Origin of the sequence: Gottfriedia acidiceleris, assembly GCF_002128425.1 — a bacterium.
In the GTDB taxonomy this organism is placed as follows: Bacteria; Bacillota; Bacilli; order Bacillales; family Bacillaceae_G; genus Gottfriedia; species Gottfriedia acidiceleris.
Window position 1 is genome coordinate 51,739 of record NZ_NESS01000017.1, and the last position, 17,537, is coordinate 69,275.

At 34.3% G+C, this 17,537-nt stretch carries 19 protein-coding genes, 1 rRNA gene and 1 other annotated feature; all 20 genes read right to left on the bottom strand.

All coding sequences use genetic code 11. From position 1 onward, the window contains the following. Positions 1 to 4: 4 nt before the first annotated feature. Positions 5 to 538 carry a transcription termination/antitermination protein NusG gene (gene nusG, locus B6K90_RS20685; protein WP_088014615.1) on the bottom strand — a complete coding sequence of 178 codons (534 nt, stop codon included), beginning with the start codon at positions 536 to 538 and terminating at the stop codon, positions 5 to 7. Between the two features lie 114 nt (positions 539 to 652). Next, positions 653 to 835, bottom strand: coding sequence for a preprotein translocase subunit SecE (gene secE / locus B6K90_RS20690; RefSeq protein ID WP_088014616.1), 183 nt, complete (start codon positions 833 to 835; stop codon positions 653 to 655). Positions 836 to 962: 127 nt separating this feature from the next. Then, the gene (rpmG, locus tag B6K90_RS20695) at positions 963 to 1,109 is read right to left on the bottom strand and encodes a 50S ribosomal protein L33 (protein ID WP_082459366.1); all 147 of its coding nucleotides are present in this window, start codon (positions 1,107 to 1,109) and stop codon (positions 963 to 965) included. Positions 1,110 to 1,232: 123 nt separating this feature from the next. After that, entirely contained in the window at positions 1,233 to 1,883 is a 651-nt protein-coding gene (sigH, locus tag B6K90_RS20700; RefSeq protein WP_056467364.1) for an RNA polymerase sporulation sigma factor SigH, read from the bottom strand. A 65-nt stretch (positions 1,884 to 1,948) separates the two neighbouring features. Continuing rightward, positions 1,949 to 2,428 (bottom strand): NYN domain-containing protein, encoded by a 480-nt coding sequence (locus tag B6K90_RS20705; protein WP_235821877.1) that lies wholly within the window; start codon positions 2,426 to 2,428, stop codon positions 1,949 to 1,951. Positions 2,429 to 2,462: 34 nt separating this feature from the next. Beyond that, complete coding sequence (gene rlmB / locus B6K90_RS20710) at positions 2,463 to 3,206, bottom strand: 23S rRNA (guanosine(2251)-2'-O)-methyltransferase RlmB (protein ID WP_088014618.1); 744 nt, start codon at positions 3,204 to 3,206, stop codon at positions 2,463 to 2,465. Between the two features lies 1 nt (position 3,207). Continuing rightward, entirely contained in the window at positions 3,208 to 3,624 is a 417-nt protein-coding gene (locus B6K90_RS20715; protein WP_088014619.1) for a Mini-ribonuclease 3, read from the bottom strand. Between the two features lie 4 nt (positions 3,625 to 3,628). After that, a complete protein-coding gene (cysS, locus tag B6K90_RS20720; RefSeq protein ID WP_088014620.1) occupies positions 3,629 to 5,029 on the bottom strand; it encodes a cysteine--tRNA ligase in 1,401 nt (466 codons plus the stop codon). A gap of 4 nt (positions 5,030 to 5,033) precedes the next feature. Then, positions 5,034 to 5,672, bottom strand: a complete 639-nt coding sequence (gene cysE / locus B6K90_RS20725; RefSeq protein ID WP_088014621.1) for a serine O-acetyltransferase — start codon at positions 5,670 to 5,672, stop codon at positions 5,034 to 5,036. Positions 5,673 to 5,755: 83 nt separating this feature from the next. Beyond that, positions 5,756 to 5,975, bottom strand: a binding site (T-box leader). Between the two features lie 42 nt (positions 5,976 to 6,017). Beyond that, complete coding sequence (gene gltX / locus B6K90_RS20730; RefSeq protein ID WP_088014622.1) at positions 6,018 to 7,478, bottom strand: glutamate--tRNA ligase; 1,461 nt, start codon at positions 7,476 to 7,478, stop codon at positions 6,018 to 6,020. A gap of 42 nt (positions 7,479 to 7,520) precedes the next feature. Then, a complete protein-coding gene (ispF, locus tag B6K90_RS20735; protein WP_088014623.1) occupies positions 7,521 to 8,000 on the bottom strand; it encodes a 2-C-methyl-D-erythritol 2,4-cyclodiphosphate synthase in 480 nt (159 codons plus the stop codon). Positions 8,001 to 8,011: 11 nt separating this feature from the next. Next, a complete protein-coding gene (gene ispD / locus B6K90_RS20740; protein WP_088014624.1) occupies positions 8,012 to 8,698 on the bottom strand; it encodes a 2-C-methyl-D-erythritol 4-phosphate cytidylyltransferase in 687 nt (228 codons plus the stop codon). A 20-nt stretch (positions 8,699 to 8,718) separates the two neighbouring features. Then, positions 8,719 to 9,792, bottom strand: coding sequence for a PIN/TRAM domain-containing protein (locus tag B6K90_RS20745; protein ID WP_088014625.1), 1,074 nt, complete (start codon positions 9,790 to 9,792; stop codon positions 8,719 to 8,721). Positions 9,793 to 9,842: 50 nt separating this feature from the next. Then, entirely contained in the window at positions 9,843 to 10,916 is a 1,074-nt protein-coding gene (gene disA, locus B6K90_RS20750; protein WP_088014626.1) for a DNA integrity scanning diadenylate cyclase DisA, read from the bottom strand. Positions 10,917 to 10,918: 2 nt separating this feature from the next. Further along, positions 10,919 to 12,295, bottom strand: coding sequence for a DNA repair protein RadA (radA, locus tag B6K90_RS20755; protein ID WP_088014627.1), 1,377 nt, complete (start codon positions 12,293 to 12,295; stop codon positions 10,919 to 10,921). Positions 12,296 to 12,473: 178 nt separating this feature from the next. Beyond that, entirely contained in the window at positions 12,474 to 14,915 is a 2,442-nt protein-coding gene (gene clpC, locus B6K90_RS20760; protein ID WP_088014628.1) for an ATP-dependent protease ATP-binding subunit ClpC, read from the bottom strand. A gap of 20 nt (positions 14,916 to 14,935) precedes the next feature. Next, the gene (locus B6K90_RS20765) at positions 14,936 to 16,003 is read right to left on the bottom strand and encodes a protein arginine kinase (protein WP_088014629.1); all 1,068 of its coding nucleotides are present in this window, start codon (positions 16,001 to 16,003) and stop codon (positions 14,936 to 14,938) included. A 5-nt stretch (positions 16,004 to 16,008) separates the two neighbouring features. Further along, positions 16,009 to 16,557 carry a UvrB/UvrC motif-containing protein gene (locus tag B6K90_RS20770; RefSeq protein WP_088014630.1) on the bottom strand — a complete coding sequence of 183 codons (549 nt, stop codon included), beginning with the start codon at positions 16,555 to 16,557 and terminating at the stop codon, positions 16,009 to 16,011. A 19-nt stretch (positions 16,558 to 16,576) separates the two neighbouring features. Continuing rightward, positions 16,577 to 17,038: a CtsR family transcriptional regulator gene (locus B6K90_RS20775; protein WP_088014631.1), complete on the bottom strand. Its 462-nt coding sequence runs from the start codon at positions 17,036 to 17,038 to the stop codon at positions 16,577 to 16,579. 406 nt (positions 17,039 to 17,444) lie between these two features. Next, positions 17,445 to 17,537 (bottom strand): 5S ribosomal RNA (rrf, locus tag B6K90_RS20780); the annotation flags it as partial.

Consider the following 17,537-nt stretch of genomic DNA (forward strand, 5'->3'; position numbering starts at 1 on the left):
TGTATTATAATTTTTCAACAAGATGTAAATCCAGTTCAACCGGTGTTTCTTTATTAAAGAATTCTACTAACACAGTCACTTTTTTCTTTTCGAAGTCAATTTCTTTAATTGATCCAGTATAATTCGCAAATGGACCTTCTTTTAATCGAACAACTTCATTTACATCTAAATCAAAATCAATTATTTGTTCATCTAGACCCATGTGTTTTAGAATATGTGTAATTTCTTCTTCTAAAAGCGGGGTTGGTTTTGAACCAGATCCAGCTGAGCCAACGAAGCCAGTTACTCCCGGTGTATTTCGAACTACATACCAAGAATCGTCAGTCATTACTAGTTCAACTAACACATAACCTGGAAACACTTTACGTTTCGTTACTTTCTCTTTACCGTTCTTCATTTCTACTTCTGATTCTTCTGGAACTATTACACGGAAAATTTTATCCTGCATTCCCATTGTTTCTACACGTTTTTCTAAGTTCGCTTTTACTTTATTCTCATATCCTGAGTAAGTATGAACTACATACCATCTTTTTTCCATGTTAGAGGACTACTCGTCCTTCCCTCCCCGGTCAACTTTCTTTGCAAATTAAAAAACCCGTCACCGGGCTTTTTTTTAAACATTATCACTCATTATAGCACAATTAGTTTTAACTTATTCAAGAATAAGTCGAATTAGTTTAGAAAGTCCTGTGTCAATTACAGCGAAGAATACTACAAAGAATAAAACTGTAGCTAATACTGTAATTGTTGAATTAACTAATTCTTTACGTTTAGGCCATGAAACTTTTTTCATTTCACTTTTTACTTCGCGAAAAAACTTACCGATACGACCCACAGATGCAACCCCCATATATACTAGTTTAGAGATTTACGAAACGCCCACCTTGTCCAAAAAGTAGTGCATGATCTTTAATTTATATACTGAATAAGGACATTCGCAATTATCATTTATCTTACTTCATTTATTTTGTTTCTTTATGTGTAGTATGCTCGTTGCACGTTTTACAGAACTTTTTCATCTCCAAACGTTCTACAGAAGAGGAATTCTTCATCGTGGAGTAATTTCTATTATTGCAATTAGCGCACGACAGGACAACTTTTTTTCTCATGGTGACACCAACCTAATTCATCTATAATTATCCATTAAAAATGTACCATGCGAACTTTAAACTGTCAAACTGATTTCTATACCCTGTTTTCCTATGCATTATAACGCTAATTTCTTAATCTAATCAAACCGACAGTTCTCTAATTTCCATATATCTTTCAAGCTTTCTTTTTACTCGTTGTAAAGCATTATCAATCGATTTTACATGCCTATTTAACTCTTCTGATATTTCTTGGTAAGAACGACCATCTAAATAGAGTGATAATACTTTCCTTTCTAAATCGCTCAATAATTCAGACATTTTAAGCTCTATGTCCACATTTTCTTCTTGGTTGATAACAAGTTCCTCTGGATCCATGTTTTTTGTTTCTGTTAAAACATCCAGCAATGTACGATCAGATTCCTCATCATAAATAGGCTTGTCCAATGAAACATATGAATTTAATGGGATATGCTTTTGTCTAGTTGCTGTTTTAATTGCTGTAATAATTTGTCTTGTAATGCATAATTCTGCAAACGCCTTGAAGGACGAAAGTTTGTCTTCTTTGTAATCACGAATTGCTTTGTATAATCCAATCATACCTTCTTGAATGATGTCTTCACGGTCAGCTCCTATTAGGAAATAAGACCTAGATTTGGCTTTAACGAAATTTCGGTACTTTTGAATTAAAAATGTTAGTGCCTCTTGATCACCCTCTCGAACATATTCGAGAATTACCTCATCTTCTAAAGGTCCATACTCTATCATTAGCTTCAATTCCTGTTCAACGTTCAAAATTAGCACCTCCGACCAAACAATTTAATTAAATTATACAGCACAAAGAAGAAGGAAACAATAAGTCATCGTTCCCCTCTTCGCCATTTTTCTAAAATTTCTGTTTGTTTTGAATTTAAAGTCTTGCTAATTGTCAGTCTTTGATCAGGTATTTCACTAATTCGACTACTTATCATTTTTTTATTTTGCGTAACCGATCGATATAGTTCCATTGCAGGTATACGAAGTGCACCTTGTCCAAATATTTGCCATTGCTCAGTAAAGTCAGATGTCGCAACATAAATATGATGGTTAACATGTCGAAGCTCAATTGCAAGTTTTTCAATTTTTTCATCAGCCGTTTGGTTTTTTCGAGTAAAAATCACTTCTACCTTTGAATTCTTGTCTACCTTTTCGATTCCATTTACAAAATGAGCATCAAATACAACTATTATATACATCCCTGTGTATGCCTTATACTCAGCAAGCTGAGTAATTAGATAATCACGTGATTTATCAAAGTCAATATCTCGAAGTTTTCTAAGATTCGGCCAAGCTCCAATCATGTTATAACCATCTACAATAAGAATTTCTTTCTTTTTATGATCCAAGCGGATGTCTCTTACGATGTATTTCATACATTAATAGACTAGCCGCAACAGACGCATTTAACGATGTAACTTTACCGACCATTGGTAACTTAATTAGGAAATCACATTTTTCTTTTAAGATCCTGCTCATTCCTTTACCTTCGCTACCAATAATTAAACCAAGAGAAATTTGGCCATCCATGTTTCGATAATCATCTGCACCTTTTGCATCAGTACCAAAAATCCAAACTCCTCTTTCTTTTAATTCATCTACAGTTCTTGCTAAGTTTGTTACTCGAGCAACTGGAATGTATTCAATCGCTCCAGTAGAAGCTTTAGCAACCGCTGAAGTTAAACCTACTGCTCTTCTCTTTGGAATAATAATTCCATGAGCACCAACTGCATCTGCAGTTCTCATAATTGAGCCTAAATTATGTGGATCTTCAATTTCATCAAGAATTAAGAAGAACGGTTGTTCGTTTCGACTACTGGCAACTTCAAACAAGTCATCAATTTCCACATATTCATATGCAGCTACTTGTGCTACTACACCTTGGTGATTTCCTTTAACCATTCCATCTAATTTCTTATTTGGTGCTGTTTGAACAATCACTTTGTTTTGGTTAGCTAATTCTAAAAGTTTATGGATTTGACCTTTATTTGCTCCTTCGCTAACCCATATTTTATTTATATCACGACCTGAACGTATTGCTTCCATAACTGGATTACGCCCAATAATAAATTCCTCAGACATATTATGCTCCTTTATCATTCTCAATAAATTGAATCGCAAAATGTACAATTGTATTGAGTCTATCTTCATTTTTTAATAAATAATGGTATCCGATTAACGCTTCCATTGCAGTTGCGTATCGATATGTTTGTACATCAGTATTTTTTGGCACAGTTCCTGATTTTGCATTACGGCCCCTTTTAACAACTGCGACTTCTTCATCTGACAATAGATCAGTTGAAAGCATTTCTCTAATTACTTTAGCTTGTCCTTTCGCAGAAACAAATCTTGTTGCCGCTCGGTGAAGTTGATTAGGTCTTACTGTCCCTTTTTCAAGGAGGTGATGACGTACATAAATTTCATATACAGCATCACCTATATAAGCAAGTGCTAAACTGTTTAGTTGTTTAGCATCAATATTTTGGTTACTTTCAATCATGAAGTTATCCTCTTTTCCAGCGAATGCCTTGTGGAGTATCTTCAATGATTATATTCATTTCTTTTAATTGGTCACGAATTTGGTCCGCTAATGCAAAATCACGATTTTTACGTGCATCTGTACGTTTTTGAATTAATGCTTCGATTTCATCATCTAACATTGCTTCTTCTTTAACTAGTGTAATACCTAGTACATTTGATAATTCATCAAAAGTTGCTACTAATTGATTTAATACATTCGTTGAAGTATGTGTCTCTAGTAAATATTGATTTGCTAATTTAGCTAATTGATATAAAACTGAAATCGCATTAGCTGTATTAAAGTCATCATCCATTACTTTTGTGAAGACAGTTTTTTCATCTGCTATTTCTTTTAACCATTTATCGTCATCTTCTGTTAAATTAGTACTACTTTCTAAACGGTGTTTACTATTTTGGTAAGCCGTTTTAATACGTTCAAAACCATTTTTAGCTTCTTGTAAAAGTTCCTCGCTATAGTTAATCGGGTGACGATAGTGCACTGATAACATGAAGAAACGTAATAACATTGGATCAACGATTTTAATAATGTCATGTACTAATACAAAATTGCCCAATGACTTAGACATTTTTTCGTTGTCAATATTGATGTATCCATTATGCATCCAATAATTTGAAAAAGTTTTCCCACTTAAAGCTTCTGACTGAGCAATCTCATTCTCATGGTGTGGGAATGATAAATCTTGACCACCTGCATGAATATCGATTGTTTCTCCAAGATATTTCTTTGCCATTGCTGAGCACTCAATATGCCATCCTGGTCTACCTTTCCCCCACGGACTTTCCCAGAATATTTCACCTGGTTTAGCTGCTTTCCATAGAGCGAAATCTAATGGATCTTCCTTCTTTTCACCAATTTCAATTCTTTCACCAATTCGAAGGTCTTCAATTGATTGGTGTGAAAGTTTACCGTAACCATCAAATTCCTTTGTTTTAAAATAAACATCACCTTCAGATTCATATGCATAGCCTTTTTTTACTAGCTCATCAATAAACTCGATAATAATATCCATATTATCCATTACTCGAGGGTGATTCGTCGCTGTTTTGCAACCTAATGCTTGAACATCTTCAAAATATGCATTAATAAAACGATCTGCTATCGTTGGGACATCTGAACCTAATTCATTTGCTGCTTTAATTAACTTATCATCAACATCTGTGAAATTTGAAACATAGTTTACTTCATATCCACGATATTCAAAATAACGTCTTACTGTATCAAAAACAATTGCAGGTCTTGCGTTACCAATATGAATATAGTTATATACAGTAGGTCCACATACATACATTTTGACCTTGCCTTCTTCTATAGGCTTAAAATCTTCTTTATTCCTTGTTAATGTATTATAAATTTGAATTGCCATCGTTTTACTTCCTTTCAGATATTCTCATTAAACTTCTTAGCTCTTCTAATTCCGCTTCTAGTTGTAGTAGTCGATCCGCTACTGGGTCAGGTAGATCACAGTGATCAAATTGATTATTTACTCTAATTCCATCTTGAACAACTATCTTACCAGGTATACCAACTACAGTAGTATTATTTGGAACATCCTTTAGTACAACTGAATTTGCACCAATTTTTGCATTTTCTCCGATTGTGATTGATCCTAGAACTTTTGCTCCAGTAGCTACTAATACCCCACTCAATAAGGTTGGATGTCGCTTACCTTTTTCCTTCCCTGTTCCACCTAATGTTACCCCTTGATAAATAGTAACATCATCACCTATTTCACATGTTTCTCCAATTACAACTCCTGCTCCATGATCGATAAAAAATCGTCTACCAATTTTCGCCCCTGGATGAATCTCAATTCCTGTTAAAAACCGAGCAAACTGTGAAATACTTCTTGCAATAAAGTGCCATTTTTTCCGATTGAAATAATGAGCAAATCGATAAAGCCATAATGCATGTAAACCAGCATACGTAAGAATTACTTCTAAATAGCTAGTAGCGGCTGGATCGCGTTCAAAAATCGTCGCTACATCTTCCTTCATGTACTTTAGCATCTTCATTTCCCCTTAAAGAATTTATTAAGAATTTGATTTTTTTCTCTATAAAAAATAAAAAGCGTCCCTGTGTACATAACATACACAGAGACGCTTTATGCGCGGTTCCACTCTGATTAGATAAAAATAAATTATCTCAACTCATGTAATGTAACGGTTTCCACCGCCTTAGCCTACTAAAACGTATTTTTCGGCTAAGGACTCAAGGGGGCACTTCCATGACTACCGTTAAAATCACTTTCACCAATGTGATTCTCTCTGGGTAACGAGTAACCATTTACTTTTCCCTATCAACATTTTACCTATATGAATATTACTTATATATATTACAAATCAATCAAAATGTTAACCAATTATTTGTTGTAAACGAGCAATAACTTTTTCTTTTCCTAGCAAAGTCATCGCAGCAGGTAATTCCGGACCATGACATTGACCAGTAGTTGCAACTCGAATTGGCATAAATAACTTTTTGCCTTTTTGTCCAGTCGACTTTTGAACTGATTTCATTGCAGCTTTAATCGAATCAACTGTAAATTCTTCAGAAGCTTTAAGTTCTTCAACTAATGCAGAAAGTACTTCCTTTACTTGCTCTTCCGAAATAACAGCTTGCTCTTCTTCACCGAATGTTAATACTTCTTTGAAGAATAAGCTTGATAATTCTACAATTTCAGCACCAAAGCTCATTTGGTCTTGATATAAAGCTACTAGGTTAGTAACCCACAGATTTTCATCTGCAGTGCGTTCTTCATTTACAAAACCAGCTTTAATTAGATGTGGTAATGAAATTTCTACAACTTTTTCTAATGGTTGCTCTTTAATATAACGATTGTTAATCCAAGTTAATTTTTGCTTATCAAACATAGCTGGAGCAGAGCTTAAACGACTAGGATCGAAAATTTTAATAAATTCATCCTTGCTGAAAATTTCTTCTTCACCAACTGGTGACCAACCAAGAAGAGCAATAAAGTTAAATAATGCTTCTGGTAAGTAACCAAGATTTTGATATTGTTCAATAAATTGTAATACAGATTCGTCACGTTTTGAAAGCTTTTTACGGTTTTCGTTTACGATTACTGCCATATGACCGAAATCTGGAGCATCCCAATTTAATGCACGATATACCATTAATTGTTTAGGAGTATTAGAAATATGCTCTTCCCCGCGCAGTACGTGACTAATTTTCATTAATGCATCGTCAACTACTACAGCGTAGTTATAAGTAGCGATTCCGTTCTTTTTAACAAGAACCCAGTCGCCGATATCTTTTGATTCAAATTTAATATTTCCACGAACGATATCTTCCCACTCATACGTATCGTTTGCTGGTACTGCAAAACGAATAGTGTGTTCTGCACCTGCTTCTTCTTTTGCAGCTCTTTCTTCAGCTGTTAAATGACGGCATTTTCCGCTATAACGTGTAGTTGGATGACCAGCGGCTAATTGGGCTTCACGTTCTGCTGCAAGCTCTTCCTCAGTACAATAGCACCTGTATGCATGACCATTCTCAATTAATTCATTAGCATATTGTTTGTATAAGTCTAGTCTTTCTAGTTGACGATAAGGACCGTACTCGCCACCTTTATCTGGACCTTCATCCCAATCAATACCTAACCAGTGTAAATATTTCGCTTGGCTTTCTTCGCCACCTTCAACATTACGTTCTATATCAGTATCTTCTATACGTAATACCATATCACCATTAAAATGCTTAGCAAATAAATATACATATAACGCAGTACGTGCGTTTCCAATATGTAAATGACCTGTTGGACTAGGTGCATAACGAACTCTTACTCTATTTGACATTTATAGACACTCTCCACTGAATAATTAATATACTTTATTAGTTTAAGCCTTCTTTTGTAACAATACAACCGCTTGGGATGCAATTCCTTCTTTTCTACCTGTAAAACCTAATTTTTCAGTTGTTGTTGCTTTTACATTAATACAATCAGATGTCGTTTCAAGCAGCTCTGCAATTCGCTCTCTCATTAATTGGATATATGGTGCCATTTTAGGCGCTTGAGCAATAATCGTACAATCTGCGTTAACTAACTCATAGCCTTTATCCTTAACAATATGAAATACGTGTTGAAGTATTTTTGCTGAATCAGCATCTTTAAAAGCTGGATCCGTATCTGGGAAATGTCTACCTATATCTCCCTCACCGATAGCCCCAAGCAATGCATCCGATATTGTATGAAGAAGAACATCGGCATCAGAATGACCTAATAAACCTAATTCGTAGGGAATCTCAATTCCACCAATAATTAATGGGCGATTTTCTGCAAAAGCATGAACATCAAACCCTTGTCCAATTCTAAACATGTAAACACCTTCTAACTTCTATATTGTTCATAAATTGTTTCAGCAAAAAACAAATCTTCCTTAGTTGTTACTTTTATATTGTTATAATCTCCATTTACTACAAAAACTTTACTTCCGTTCCATTCAACTAAGCTTGCATCATCAGTTCCTAAATAACCATTTTCAATTGCTTTTTGATGCGCTTCCATTAAGCATTTGTATGAAAAAGCTTGGGGAGTCTGTACTCCCCAAAGTGTAGAACGATCGATTGTTTCAATGACTTCTTGATCTATAACCTTCTTAATTGTATCTTTCATTGGAACAGCACAGATAACTGCCTCATGTTCATTCATCTTTTCAAGAATCCGCTCAATTACTGCATTTGTTACAAAAGGTCTCGCCCCGTCATGTACTAAAATAAAACTTTCAGTATCTTTAATTGACACTAGACCATTATAAACACTTTCTTGTCTTTCTGCTCCACCTTTTACATAGGTTATTTTATGTTGAATAAAGCTTGGCAAATTTAAAGTTTCAAAGAACTGTCTTTCAGATTCTTTAATCGGTAAGATAATCTCATTGCAACGATGATCTTCGCCAAATACTTTTAATGTTAATTCAATAATTGGCGAGTTAATTATTTTTAAAAATAATTTATTATAGCCTGCACCCATTCGTGAGCCAGAACCCGCTGCTGGAATGATGACCTTATATTGCATTTTACGTATACCCCTCTAACTTACTTTACTTTTGCAAAAATCATACGACCTGCAGAAGTTTGTAGTACGCTCGTAACGACTGTATCTACTCGTTTACCAATTGATTCTTTACCGTCTTCTACAACGATCATTGTACCATCGTCTAAATATGCAACACCTTGTAATTTTTCTTTACCTTCTTTTACTACAAAAGCAGTTAATACTTCCCCAGGTAATACTACTGGTTTAATTGCATTTGCTAGATCGTTAATATTCCAAACTTTAATTTGCTGAAGTTCACTAACTTTGTTTAAATTAAAATCATTTGTCACTAAAATACCATTTTTTAATTTAGTAAGCTTTACTAATTTTGCATCTACTTCAGGAACATCTTCAAAATCCCCTTCGTAGATTTCAACTTTCATAGCTAGATCTTTTTGGATTCTATTTAGAATATCTAATCCTCTTCGCCCTCTATTACGTTTTAACGTATCCGAGCTATCGGCTATATATTGTAATTCTGCTAATACAAATTGTGGAATCACAATTGTTCCTTCTATGAATCCGGTTTGACAAATATCAGCAATACGACCATCAATGATTACACTAGTATCTAAAATTTTAACTGGAATATCGAATGATGTATCTTGCTCTTCAGCAGCCTTTTTCTTAGCTGCCCTTGAAGATAAAGTAAATAAACTTAATAATTCTTCTCTTTTTTTAATCCCAACTTGAAAACCTAAATATCCTAATAAAATCGTAACAACTATTTGAATAATTGATGAAACATACTGTAATCTAATTGAGTCAATTGGCAATGAAATAAGAAATGCCAGAATAAGTCCAAAAACAAGTCCTAAACTACCAAACAAAATCATTGAAATAGGAGCTTTTAATAATTTCTCCTCAATATACTTGATAAACGTTACTGTTGGATCAACTAACCAAAGCGATAAAATAAAAAAGATCACTGCTCCACTTAAAGCTTGCACATAAGAATTATGCAAAATATTAGGTAACTCTGTTTTTAACAGTTTATCTAATAGTGGAAAAAGTACTAATCCTAAAGTACTTCCGACAAAAATATAAATAACTTGAACGATCCTCTTTATCAATTCGCCACCTCCTTTAAATAAATAATTAACTCTATCTTAGACGAAATAACTTAGTTATGTCTATTGATATACAGTTGCTCCTGAATTCGTTTTAGTCCTTCTTTGATTTTTTTCGCACGAATTTCACCAATTCCATCAACATCATCTAACTCATCAAGAGTAGCTTTGTAGATCCCTTTAAGGTGCTTAAATCGCTGTGTTAAATTTTCAATAACTAGCGGCGGTAGTCTAGAAATTTTCATCAACATACGATACCCTCTAGGCTCTACCATTTCTTCAAGATTTGTGTTATTCGGATAACCAAGCAATTTAATAATGGCATGATCCTCTAACAATTCTTCATTAGCTAGTTCTTGGAGTTTTTGCAAAATACTTTTAGGATCTTGTTCCTTATTATAATGATAATCCTTTATTAAAAGTAATGCCTCCTCCTCAAGGTCCGAAATGATCTCAATTAACTGTAATTCGATCAGTCTTCCTTCATCACCAAGCTCAATTACATAGTTATTAATTTCATTTTTAATCCGAAGAACCATTTCAACACTATGTAAAACATTTACAACTTCAAATAATGTAACTAGTTCTTCAAACTCTAAAATACTAAGTGAAGTAATTCCTTGATTCCACACAATTTTATATTTTTCAAGAGTCTGAATCGCCTGATTAGCCTTTGTTAAAATTACACCAATATCCCGCAGTGTATAGCGCAGATTACCTTTATATAAGGTAATAACATTACGTCTTTGCGAAATAGCAATTACTAAGTTTCCTGTTTGTCTTGATACTCGTTCTGCAGTTCGATGGCGCATACCAGTTTCTTTTGTAAAGATTGATTGATCTGGTATCAATTGTGCATTTGCCAACAGGATTTTTGTCCCAGTTTCATTTAAAATGAGTGCTCCATCCATTTTTGCTAATTCATATAAGCTAGCTGGAGAGAAAGGGTCATTAATATGAAAACCACCATCGACCATTTCTTTTGTTTCATCATTAAAGCCAAGTACAATTAATCCACCAGTCTGTGCTCTAAGTACGTTATCAATGCCATCACGCAATGGTGTACCTGGAGCAATCATTTCTAAAACTGGCAACATTGATTTAGCTTTTTGTTTTTGATCCTCCATCTCTACCCTCCTAACACGTATTTTAATGCTTCATGTACTGTATTAATACCTATTATTTCCATTCCTTCAGGAAAACTCCATCCTCCAATATTTTTTGATGGAATTATTGCTCTTTTAAATCCAAGTTTAGCTGCTTCCTGCACTCTTTGTTCTATTCTAGATACCCTTCGAACTTCTCCTGTTAAACCAATCTCACCAATTACTACATCTGTTGGATTAGTAGGTTTATCTTGAAAGCTTGAGGCTATACTTACCGCAACAGCTAAATCTACAGCTGGTTCATCTAACTTCAGTCCACCAGCAACCTTTAAATAAGCATCTTGATTTTGTAATAAAAGGCCCATTCTCTTTTCTAATACTGCCATAATTAATGATACTCTATTGTGATCTATACCCGTTGCCATTCGCCTCGCATTTCCAAAGCTAGTTGGTGAGACAAGTGCTTGTAATTCAACAAGTACAGGTCTAGTACCTTCCATAGAGGCAACAACAGTTGAACCCGCTACTCCAAAAGGTCTCTCTTCTAAGAATATTTCCGATGGATTCAGTACTTCTACTAATCCTAACTCTTTCATTTCAAAAATACCCGTTTCATTTGTAGATCCAAAACGATTTTTAACTGCCCTTAATATTCGATAAGTATGATGTCTTTCACCTTCAAAATATAAAACTGCATCTACCATATGTTCCAATAAACGCGGGCCAGCAATCGATCCCTCTTTTGTCACATGGCCTACTATAAAGATCGGTATGCCTTTTGTCTTCGCAATTTTCATTAATTCTGAAGTACACTCTCGAACTTGTGAAACACTACCAGGAGCAGATGTTACTTCTTGTAAATAGATTGTTTGAATCGAATCAATTACAACAAAATCAGGAGACATCTCATCCATATATCGAGCAATATAAGACAAATCTGTCTCGGATAATACATATAAGTTTTGCGTAGCGACACCTAGTCGTTCTGCTCTTAATTTTATTTGCTTCTGAGATTCTTCACCTGAAACATATAAAACTTTATGATCCTTTTTAGCCAATTGTGAGGAAACCTGCAAGAGCATCGTCGACTTTCCAATTCCAGGGTCACCACCAATTAATACTAATGAACCTAAAACGATACCACCACCTAAAACCCGGTTAAACTCATCGAAGGAAGTTTCGATTCGAGTTTCAGTGCCTATTTCCACTTCCATGATCGAAATTGGTTTCGTTCCTTCTACTGTGGCATTTGTATTAAACGTTAGCCTTCTTGAACTAGCAGGCTGTTCGTTAAACTCAACCATTGTGTTCCATTCATTACACGCAGGACACTTTCCAACCCACTTAACTGATTCATATCCGCAAGATTGACAAACGAATTTAGTTTTCTTTTTAGCCATATGTATAGTACCTCTTTTGTTACTATGATTTTCTATATTAATAGAGTATGTATTCTAAGTCTATCCTAACGCTTTTTTGATATAAGAAAAAGGGCTTCACGCCCTTTTTCACAAATAAGATAACTTTACAAGTAATTGTTCACTTATCCTTCATAAAAGGTATGAACTTTGTAATTGTTTATTGATTTACAGTTTCAGCCGCTGATCTAATCACATATTCATTATCCTTTACATCAAGAATAACTTTTCGGCCTTTTTCAACATTACCTTTTAATAATTCTTCGGATAAACGATCCTCTACTTGTTTTTGAATTGCTCTTCTTAATGGACGAGCTCCATATTCAGCATCGAATCCTTCATCTGAAATTTTATCGATTGCTGCATCTGATAATTCTAGTTCGATTTCTTGTTCTTTTAAACGTTTCGTTAAACTATTAACCATTAAGTGAACAATTTCTTTAATATGTTTCTTCTCTAATGAATGGAAGACGATTGTTTCATCGATACGGTTTAGGAATTCAGGACGGAATGCTTTTTTCAGTTCCTCTAATACTTTCCCTTTCATATCTTTATAATCTTTTTCACCGTCATTAATATTGAATCCAACATATTTGTTTGTTTTTAAAGCACTTGCTCCAACGTTTGATGTCATGATAACAAGTGTATTTCTAAAGTCAACTGTACGACCCTTTGAATCGGTTAATCGACCGTCTTCTAATACTTGAAGTAGGATATTAAATACATCTGGGTGAGCTTTCTCAATTTCATCTAATAGAATTACTGAGTAAGGTTTACGTCTAACTTTTTCAGTTAGTTGACCACCTTCATCATATCCAACATATCCTGGAGGTGCCCCTACTAAACGAGACGTTGCGTGTTTTTCCATATACTCCGACATATCAATACGAATCATCGCATCTTCATCGCCGAAAATTGTTTCAGCTAATGCTCGAGCCAATTCTGTTTTACCTACACCTGTAGGACCTAAGAAAATAAATGAACCAATTGGGCGTTTTGGATCTTTTAATCCTGCTCTTGCACGTCGTACAGCTTTAGAAACTGCTACTACTGCTTCTTCTTGACCAATCACTCGTTTATGAAGAACACTTTCCATATTTAACAGTTTATCTGCCTCTGTTTGAGCAAGTTTTGTAACTGGAATATTCGTCCATGATGATACAACATTCGCTATATCCTCTACGGTTACTTCAGAATTTTCTTTACCTTGTTTCTCTTTCCATTGGCGTTTCGTATCTTCTAATTGCTCACGTAATCTTTGTTCTGAGTCTCTTAATGATGCTGCTTTTTCAAATTCTTGACTTTGTACAGCCGCATCTTTCTCTTTACGAACTTCCTCTAATTTTAATTCTAATTCTTTTAAATTTGGAGGTGTTGTAAAACTACGTAGACGTACTTTAGAACCTGCCTCATCAATAACATCAATTGCTTTATCCGGTAAGAAACGGTCTGTAATATATCGATCAGATAGTTTTACAGCCTCAATAATTGCCTGATCAGATATTGATACTCTATGATGTGCCTCATAACGGTCACGTAAGCCTTGAAGAATTTGAATTGACTCATCTACACTCGGCTGATCAACCTGAATTGGTTGGAAACGACGCTCTAACGCTGCATCTTTTTCGATATATTTACGATATTCATCAATTGTTGTTGCACCGATGCATTGTAGCTCACCACGTGCTAATGATGGCTTTAAGATGTTAGATGCATCAATTGCACCTTCCGCTCCACCTGCACCAATTAATGTATGAAGTTCATCAATGAAAAGAATAATATTACCAGCTTGACGAATTTCGTCCATTACTTTTTTCAGACGATCTTCAAATTCACCACGGTACTTAGTTCCAGCTACGACAGTACCCATATCAAGTGTCATTACTCGTTTATCTCTTAAAATTTCTGGTACTTCATTATTAACAATTTGTTGAGCTAATCCTTCTGCAATAGCTGTTTTACCTACACCAGGCTCACCAATTAATACTGGATTATTCTTAGTGCGTCGGCTTAACACTTCAATTACTCGCTGAATTTCTTTACCACGTCCGATTACAGGATCTAAACGACCCTCTCTAGCCGATACTGTTAAATCACGAGCTAAGCTGTCTAATGTTGGAGTATTTGCTTGATTTGCCGATCCATTTTGATGATTAGATGAGCTTTCATTGCTACCTAATAATTGAAGAACTTGTTGACGAGCTTTATTTAAGCTAACACCGAGATTATTTAATACTCTTGCTGCTACACCTTCTCCTTCTCGAATTAATCCTAAAAGGATGTGCTCTGTTCCTACATATGAATGCCCTAATTTACGAGCCTCATCCATTGATAATTCAATCACTTTTTTAGCTCTAGGAGTGTAATGTACAGTCTGGGCAACTCCCTGACCACGTCCTATTAATGTTTCCACTTCTTGCTGTACTTTCTCTGGGCTTAATCCAAGTGCAAGTAATGCTTTAGCTGCAATACCTTCACCTTCTCGAACAAGTCCTAGTAAAATATGTTCTGTACCTATATTTGAGTGTCCAATTCGGATTGCCTCTTCTTGAGAAAGAGCTAATACTTTTTGAGCACGTTCTGTAAATCGACCAAACATCATAATTGGTTCCTCCCATATAATTAGTTATTTTTATTAGATAGTCTTTCGCGTATTAGTGATGCTCTTTTAATATCCCTTTCTTCGGGAGTAAGCTGATCACCTACGTACTGTTGTAAAATACCTGGTTGAGTTAATATCATTAATTCATGTAAAAAGTTTTTAGATAAACCATCAATTAAACCTAAATCAATCCCTAACTGTACATCCGATAAACACTTAGCACTTTCCTTTGTTTCTATTATTCTTCCGTATTTCAATGTACCTAGAGAACGAAAGACCCGATCTTCTAAACGAATTAAAGAAGTTCTTGCAAGTGCATCTCTTGCTGATTTCTCGTGTTTGATCAGTTGTTGTACAATTGTCGTTAAGTCTTCTATTATTTCTTCTTCCGATTTCCCTAATGTAATTTGATTCGAAATCTGAAAGATATTACCTAATGCTTCGCTACCTTCACCATAAATTCCTCTTACAACTAAACCAAGTTGATTAATAGTAGGAATTAAACGGTTAAATTGTTTTGTTATGACCAGTGCTGGAAGATGCATCATTACTGAAGCCCTTAATCCGGTACCAACATTAGTAGGACAGCTAGTTAAATAACCAATTGTTTCATCAAAAGCATATTCAAGCTGACTCTCTATATAATTATCAATATGATTCGCTTGAGTAAGTGCCTCTCTAAGTTGTAAACCTGGAAATAGAGCTTGAATTCTTAAATGGTCTTCTTCGTTGATCATAATGCTAATTTGTTCATCCTGAGATAAAATACATGCACCATGTACCGACTCTTGAACTAAATTAGGACTTATTAAGTGTTTTTCAATTAATACTCTTTTCTCTACTGGTTCTAACTTATTAATCTCAATATATTCAAAAGGTCCGTTTGGTAAAGCTGTACTACCTTCAAAATAATGTTTAACTAAATGACAAATTTCTTTAGCCTTGTCTTGACTAAGTAAAGTTGGATATAAATATGCACTAAAATTTCTGGCTAACCTAATACGACTGCTTAAAACTATATCATCATCTGGACCCTCTTGTTTCATCCATGGACTGATGGCTTCATTAATAATTCGATTAAAAGACATGTAACTTACTCCACCTCCTTTTGAAGGGCTTGTAAATCTTTTTCAATATCACGAATTTCATCTCGAATCTTAATTGCTTGCTCAAAATCTTCATTATCGATAAAATTTTTCATTTGAGATTTTAAGTCTTGTAACTTCCTTTTTAAAGAGATAGCCCCGTTAATCTTTTGAGGTATTTTCCCTGTATGCGATACATTACCACTATGAATTCTTTTAACAATTGGTTTCATCTGATCCATAAATGTTTCATAACAACTTGAACAACCTAAACGTCCAATTTTAGTAAACTTTTGAAAAGTCATCTTACATCTAGGACATTCAATTTGAGAATCTTGATGAATCTTATTTTTCTTCATTTCATAAATACCAGTATTACCTTTAAACAATCCAGCTAACAAATCATTTACAGAATAACCACCTATTTCAGAAAAAATATATTTGTTGTTCGATTCATTTGCGCATTTCTCACATAAGTGAATATCTGTTTTCTCACCATTAATAATTTTAGAATAGTGTAATGTTGCCGGACGTTCTTGACATTCTTGACAAATCATTATGGGCAACCTCCATATTCTATTTATACTTTAAACTTCTTAGCATTGCTTTGAACATTCTTGCTCTTAACTCATCCCGATAAGGTAAATTAACCATTATTACTGAACGATCTAATACACTTAACATCATTTTTGCTTCACGCCCAGTAATTACATTTTTTTCAAGTAGAAGGCGAATATAGTCCTCGGAGCTAGACTGTGCAATATTATTAGTAAAGCTATTTAATATTTGATCAATTACGCTCGCTTTATCATGAAATTGCACTTTAATAATTCGAATATACCCTCCTCCACCACGTTTACTTTCTACCACATATCCTCTTTCTAATGTGAATCTAGTATTAATTACATAATTTATTTGAGAAGGTACACAGTCAAATTTATTCGCTATTTCACTTCTTTTTATCTCGACATAATCTTTATCGGATATGTCAAAGTAGTTCATTAGATATTGTTCAATAATATCTGATATATTCTTCATCTATTTACCACCTTTACTGACTTTGACTATCTTTGACTATTATTATATTCCTTTCATGAAAAATTTCAACTATTATCTCTTTACCATTTTTTCCAAACCACACCGCTCTTAATCTTTTTTTGATTATTAAGAAAGTAAAATTGGAAGCCTAGAAGAAAAATCGACATATTTCTCAGTTTTAAGTATTAAATATAAGTGCAATAACTCCTCTATCTTCGTCTAAAGGCTCGCCATTCGACGATTTTTTTTACAGTATATAAATATATATGTTATACAATTCTTTTAAGAAGCTTTTTTTCCTCTATACTTTTATTAAAAAATTATTAACTTGATCTAATTCGTTTGATCATTTGAGCATTTATATATATACAAAAAAACACCAGCCTAATAGCTGATGTTTTTATTTACCAGGCGACGTTCTACTCTCACAGGGGGAAACCCCCAACTACCATCGACGCTGAAGAGCTTAACTGCCGTGTTCGGTATGGGAACGGGTGTG

Bases quoted from the DNA above. Each gene is read 5' to 3' on its own strand.
- gltX (WP_088014622.1), bottom strand. From the start codon at position 7,478: ATGTCAAATAGAGTAAGAGTTCGTTATGCACCTAGTCCAACAGGTCAT.
- ispF (WP_088014623.1), bottom strand. From the start codon at position 8,000: ATGTTTAGAATTGGACAAGGGTTTGATGTTCATGCTTTTGCAGAAAAT.
- B6K90_RS20765 (WP_088014629.1), bottom strand. From the start codon at position 16,003: ATGTCTTTTAATCGAATTATTAATGAAGCCATCAGTCCATGGATGAAA.
- ispD (WP_088014624.1), bottom strand. From the start codon at position 8,698: ATGCAATATAAGGTCATCATTCCAGCAGCGGGTTCTGGCTCACGAATG.
- radA (WP_088014627.1), bottom strand. From the start codon at position 12,295: ATGGCTAAAAAGAAAACTAAATTCGTTTGTCAATCTTGCGGATATGAA.
- B6K90_RS20715 (WP_088014619.1), bottom strand. From the start codon at position 3,624: ATGATTGAAAGTAACCAAAATATTGATGCTAAACAACTAAACAGTTTA.
- nusG (WP_088014615.1), bottom strand. From the start codon at position 538: ATGGAAAAAAGATGGTATGTAGTTCATACTTACTCAGGATATGAGAAT.
- disA (WP_088014626.1), bottom strand. From the start codon at position 10,916: ATGGAGGATCAAAAACAAAAAGCTAAATCAATGTTGCCAGTTTTAGAA.
- rpmG (WP_082459366.1), bottom strand. From the start codon at position 1,109: ATGAGAAAAAAAGTTGTCCTGTCGTGCGCTAATTGCAATAATAGAAAT.
- B6K90_RS20770 (WP_088014630.1), bottom strand. From the start codon at position 16,557: ATGATTTGTCAAGAATGTCAAGAACGTCCGGCAACATTACACTATTCT.
- B6K90_RS20705 (WP_235821877.1), bottom strand. From the start codon at position 2,428: ATGATTGGAGCTTGGCCGAATCTTAGAAAACTTCGAGATATTGACTTT.
- clpC (WP_088014628.1), bottom strand. From the start codon at position 14,915: ATGATGTTTGGTCGATTTACAGAACGTGCTCAAAAAGTATTAGCTCTT.
- B6K90_RS20775 (WP_088014631.1), bottom strand. From the start codon at position 17,038: ATGAAGAATATATCAGATATTATTGAACAATATCTAATGAACTACTTT.
- cysE (WP_088014621.1), bottom strand. From the start codon at position 5,672: ATGCTAAAGTACATGAAGGAAGATGTAGCGACGATTTTTGAACGCGAT.
- rlmB (WP_088014618.1), bottom strand. From the start codon at position 3,206: ATGTCTGAGGAATTTATTATTGGGCGTAATCCAGTTATGGAAGCAATA.
- cysS (WP_088014620.1), bottom strand. From the start codon at position 5,029: ATGGCAATTCAAATTTATAATACATTAACAAGGAATAAAGAAGATTTT.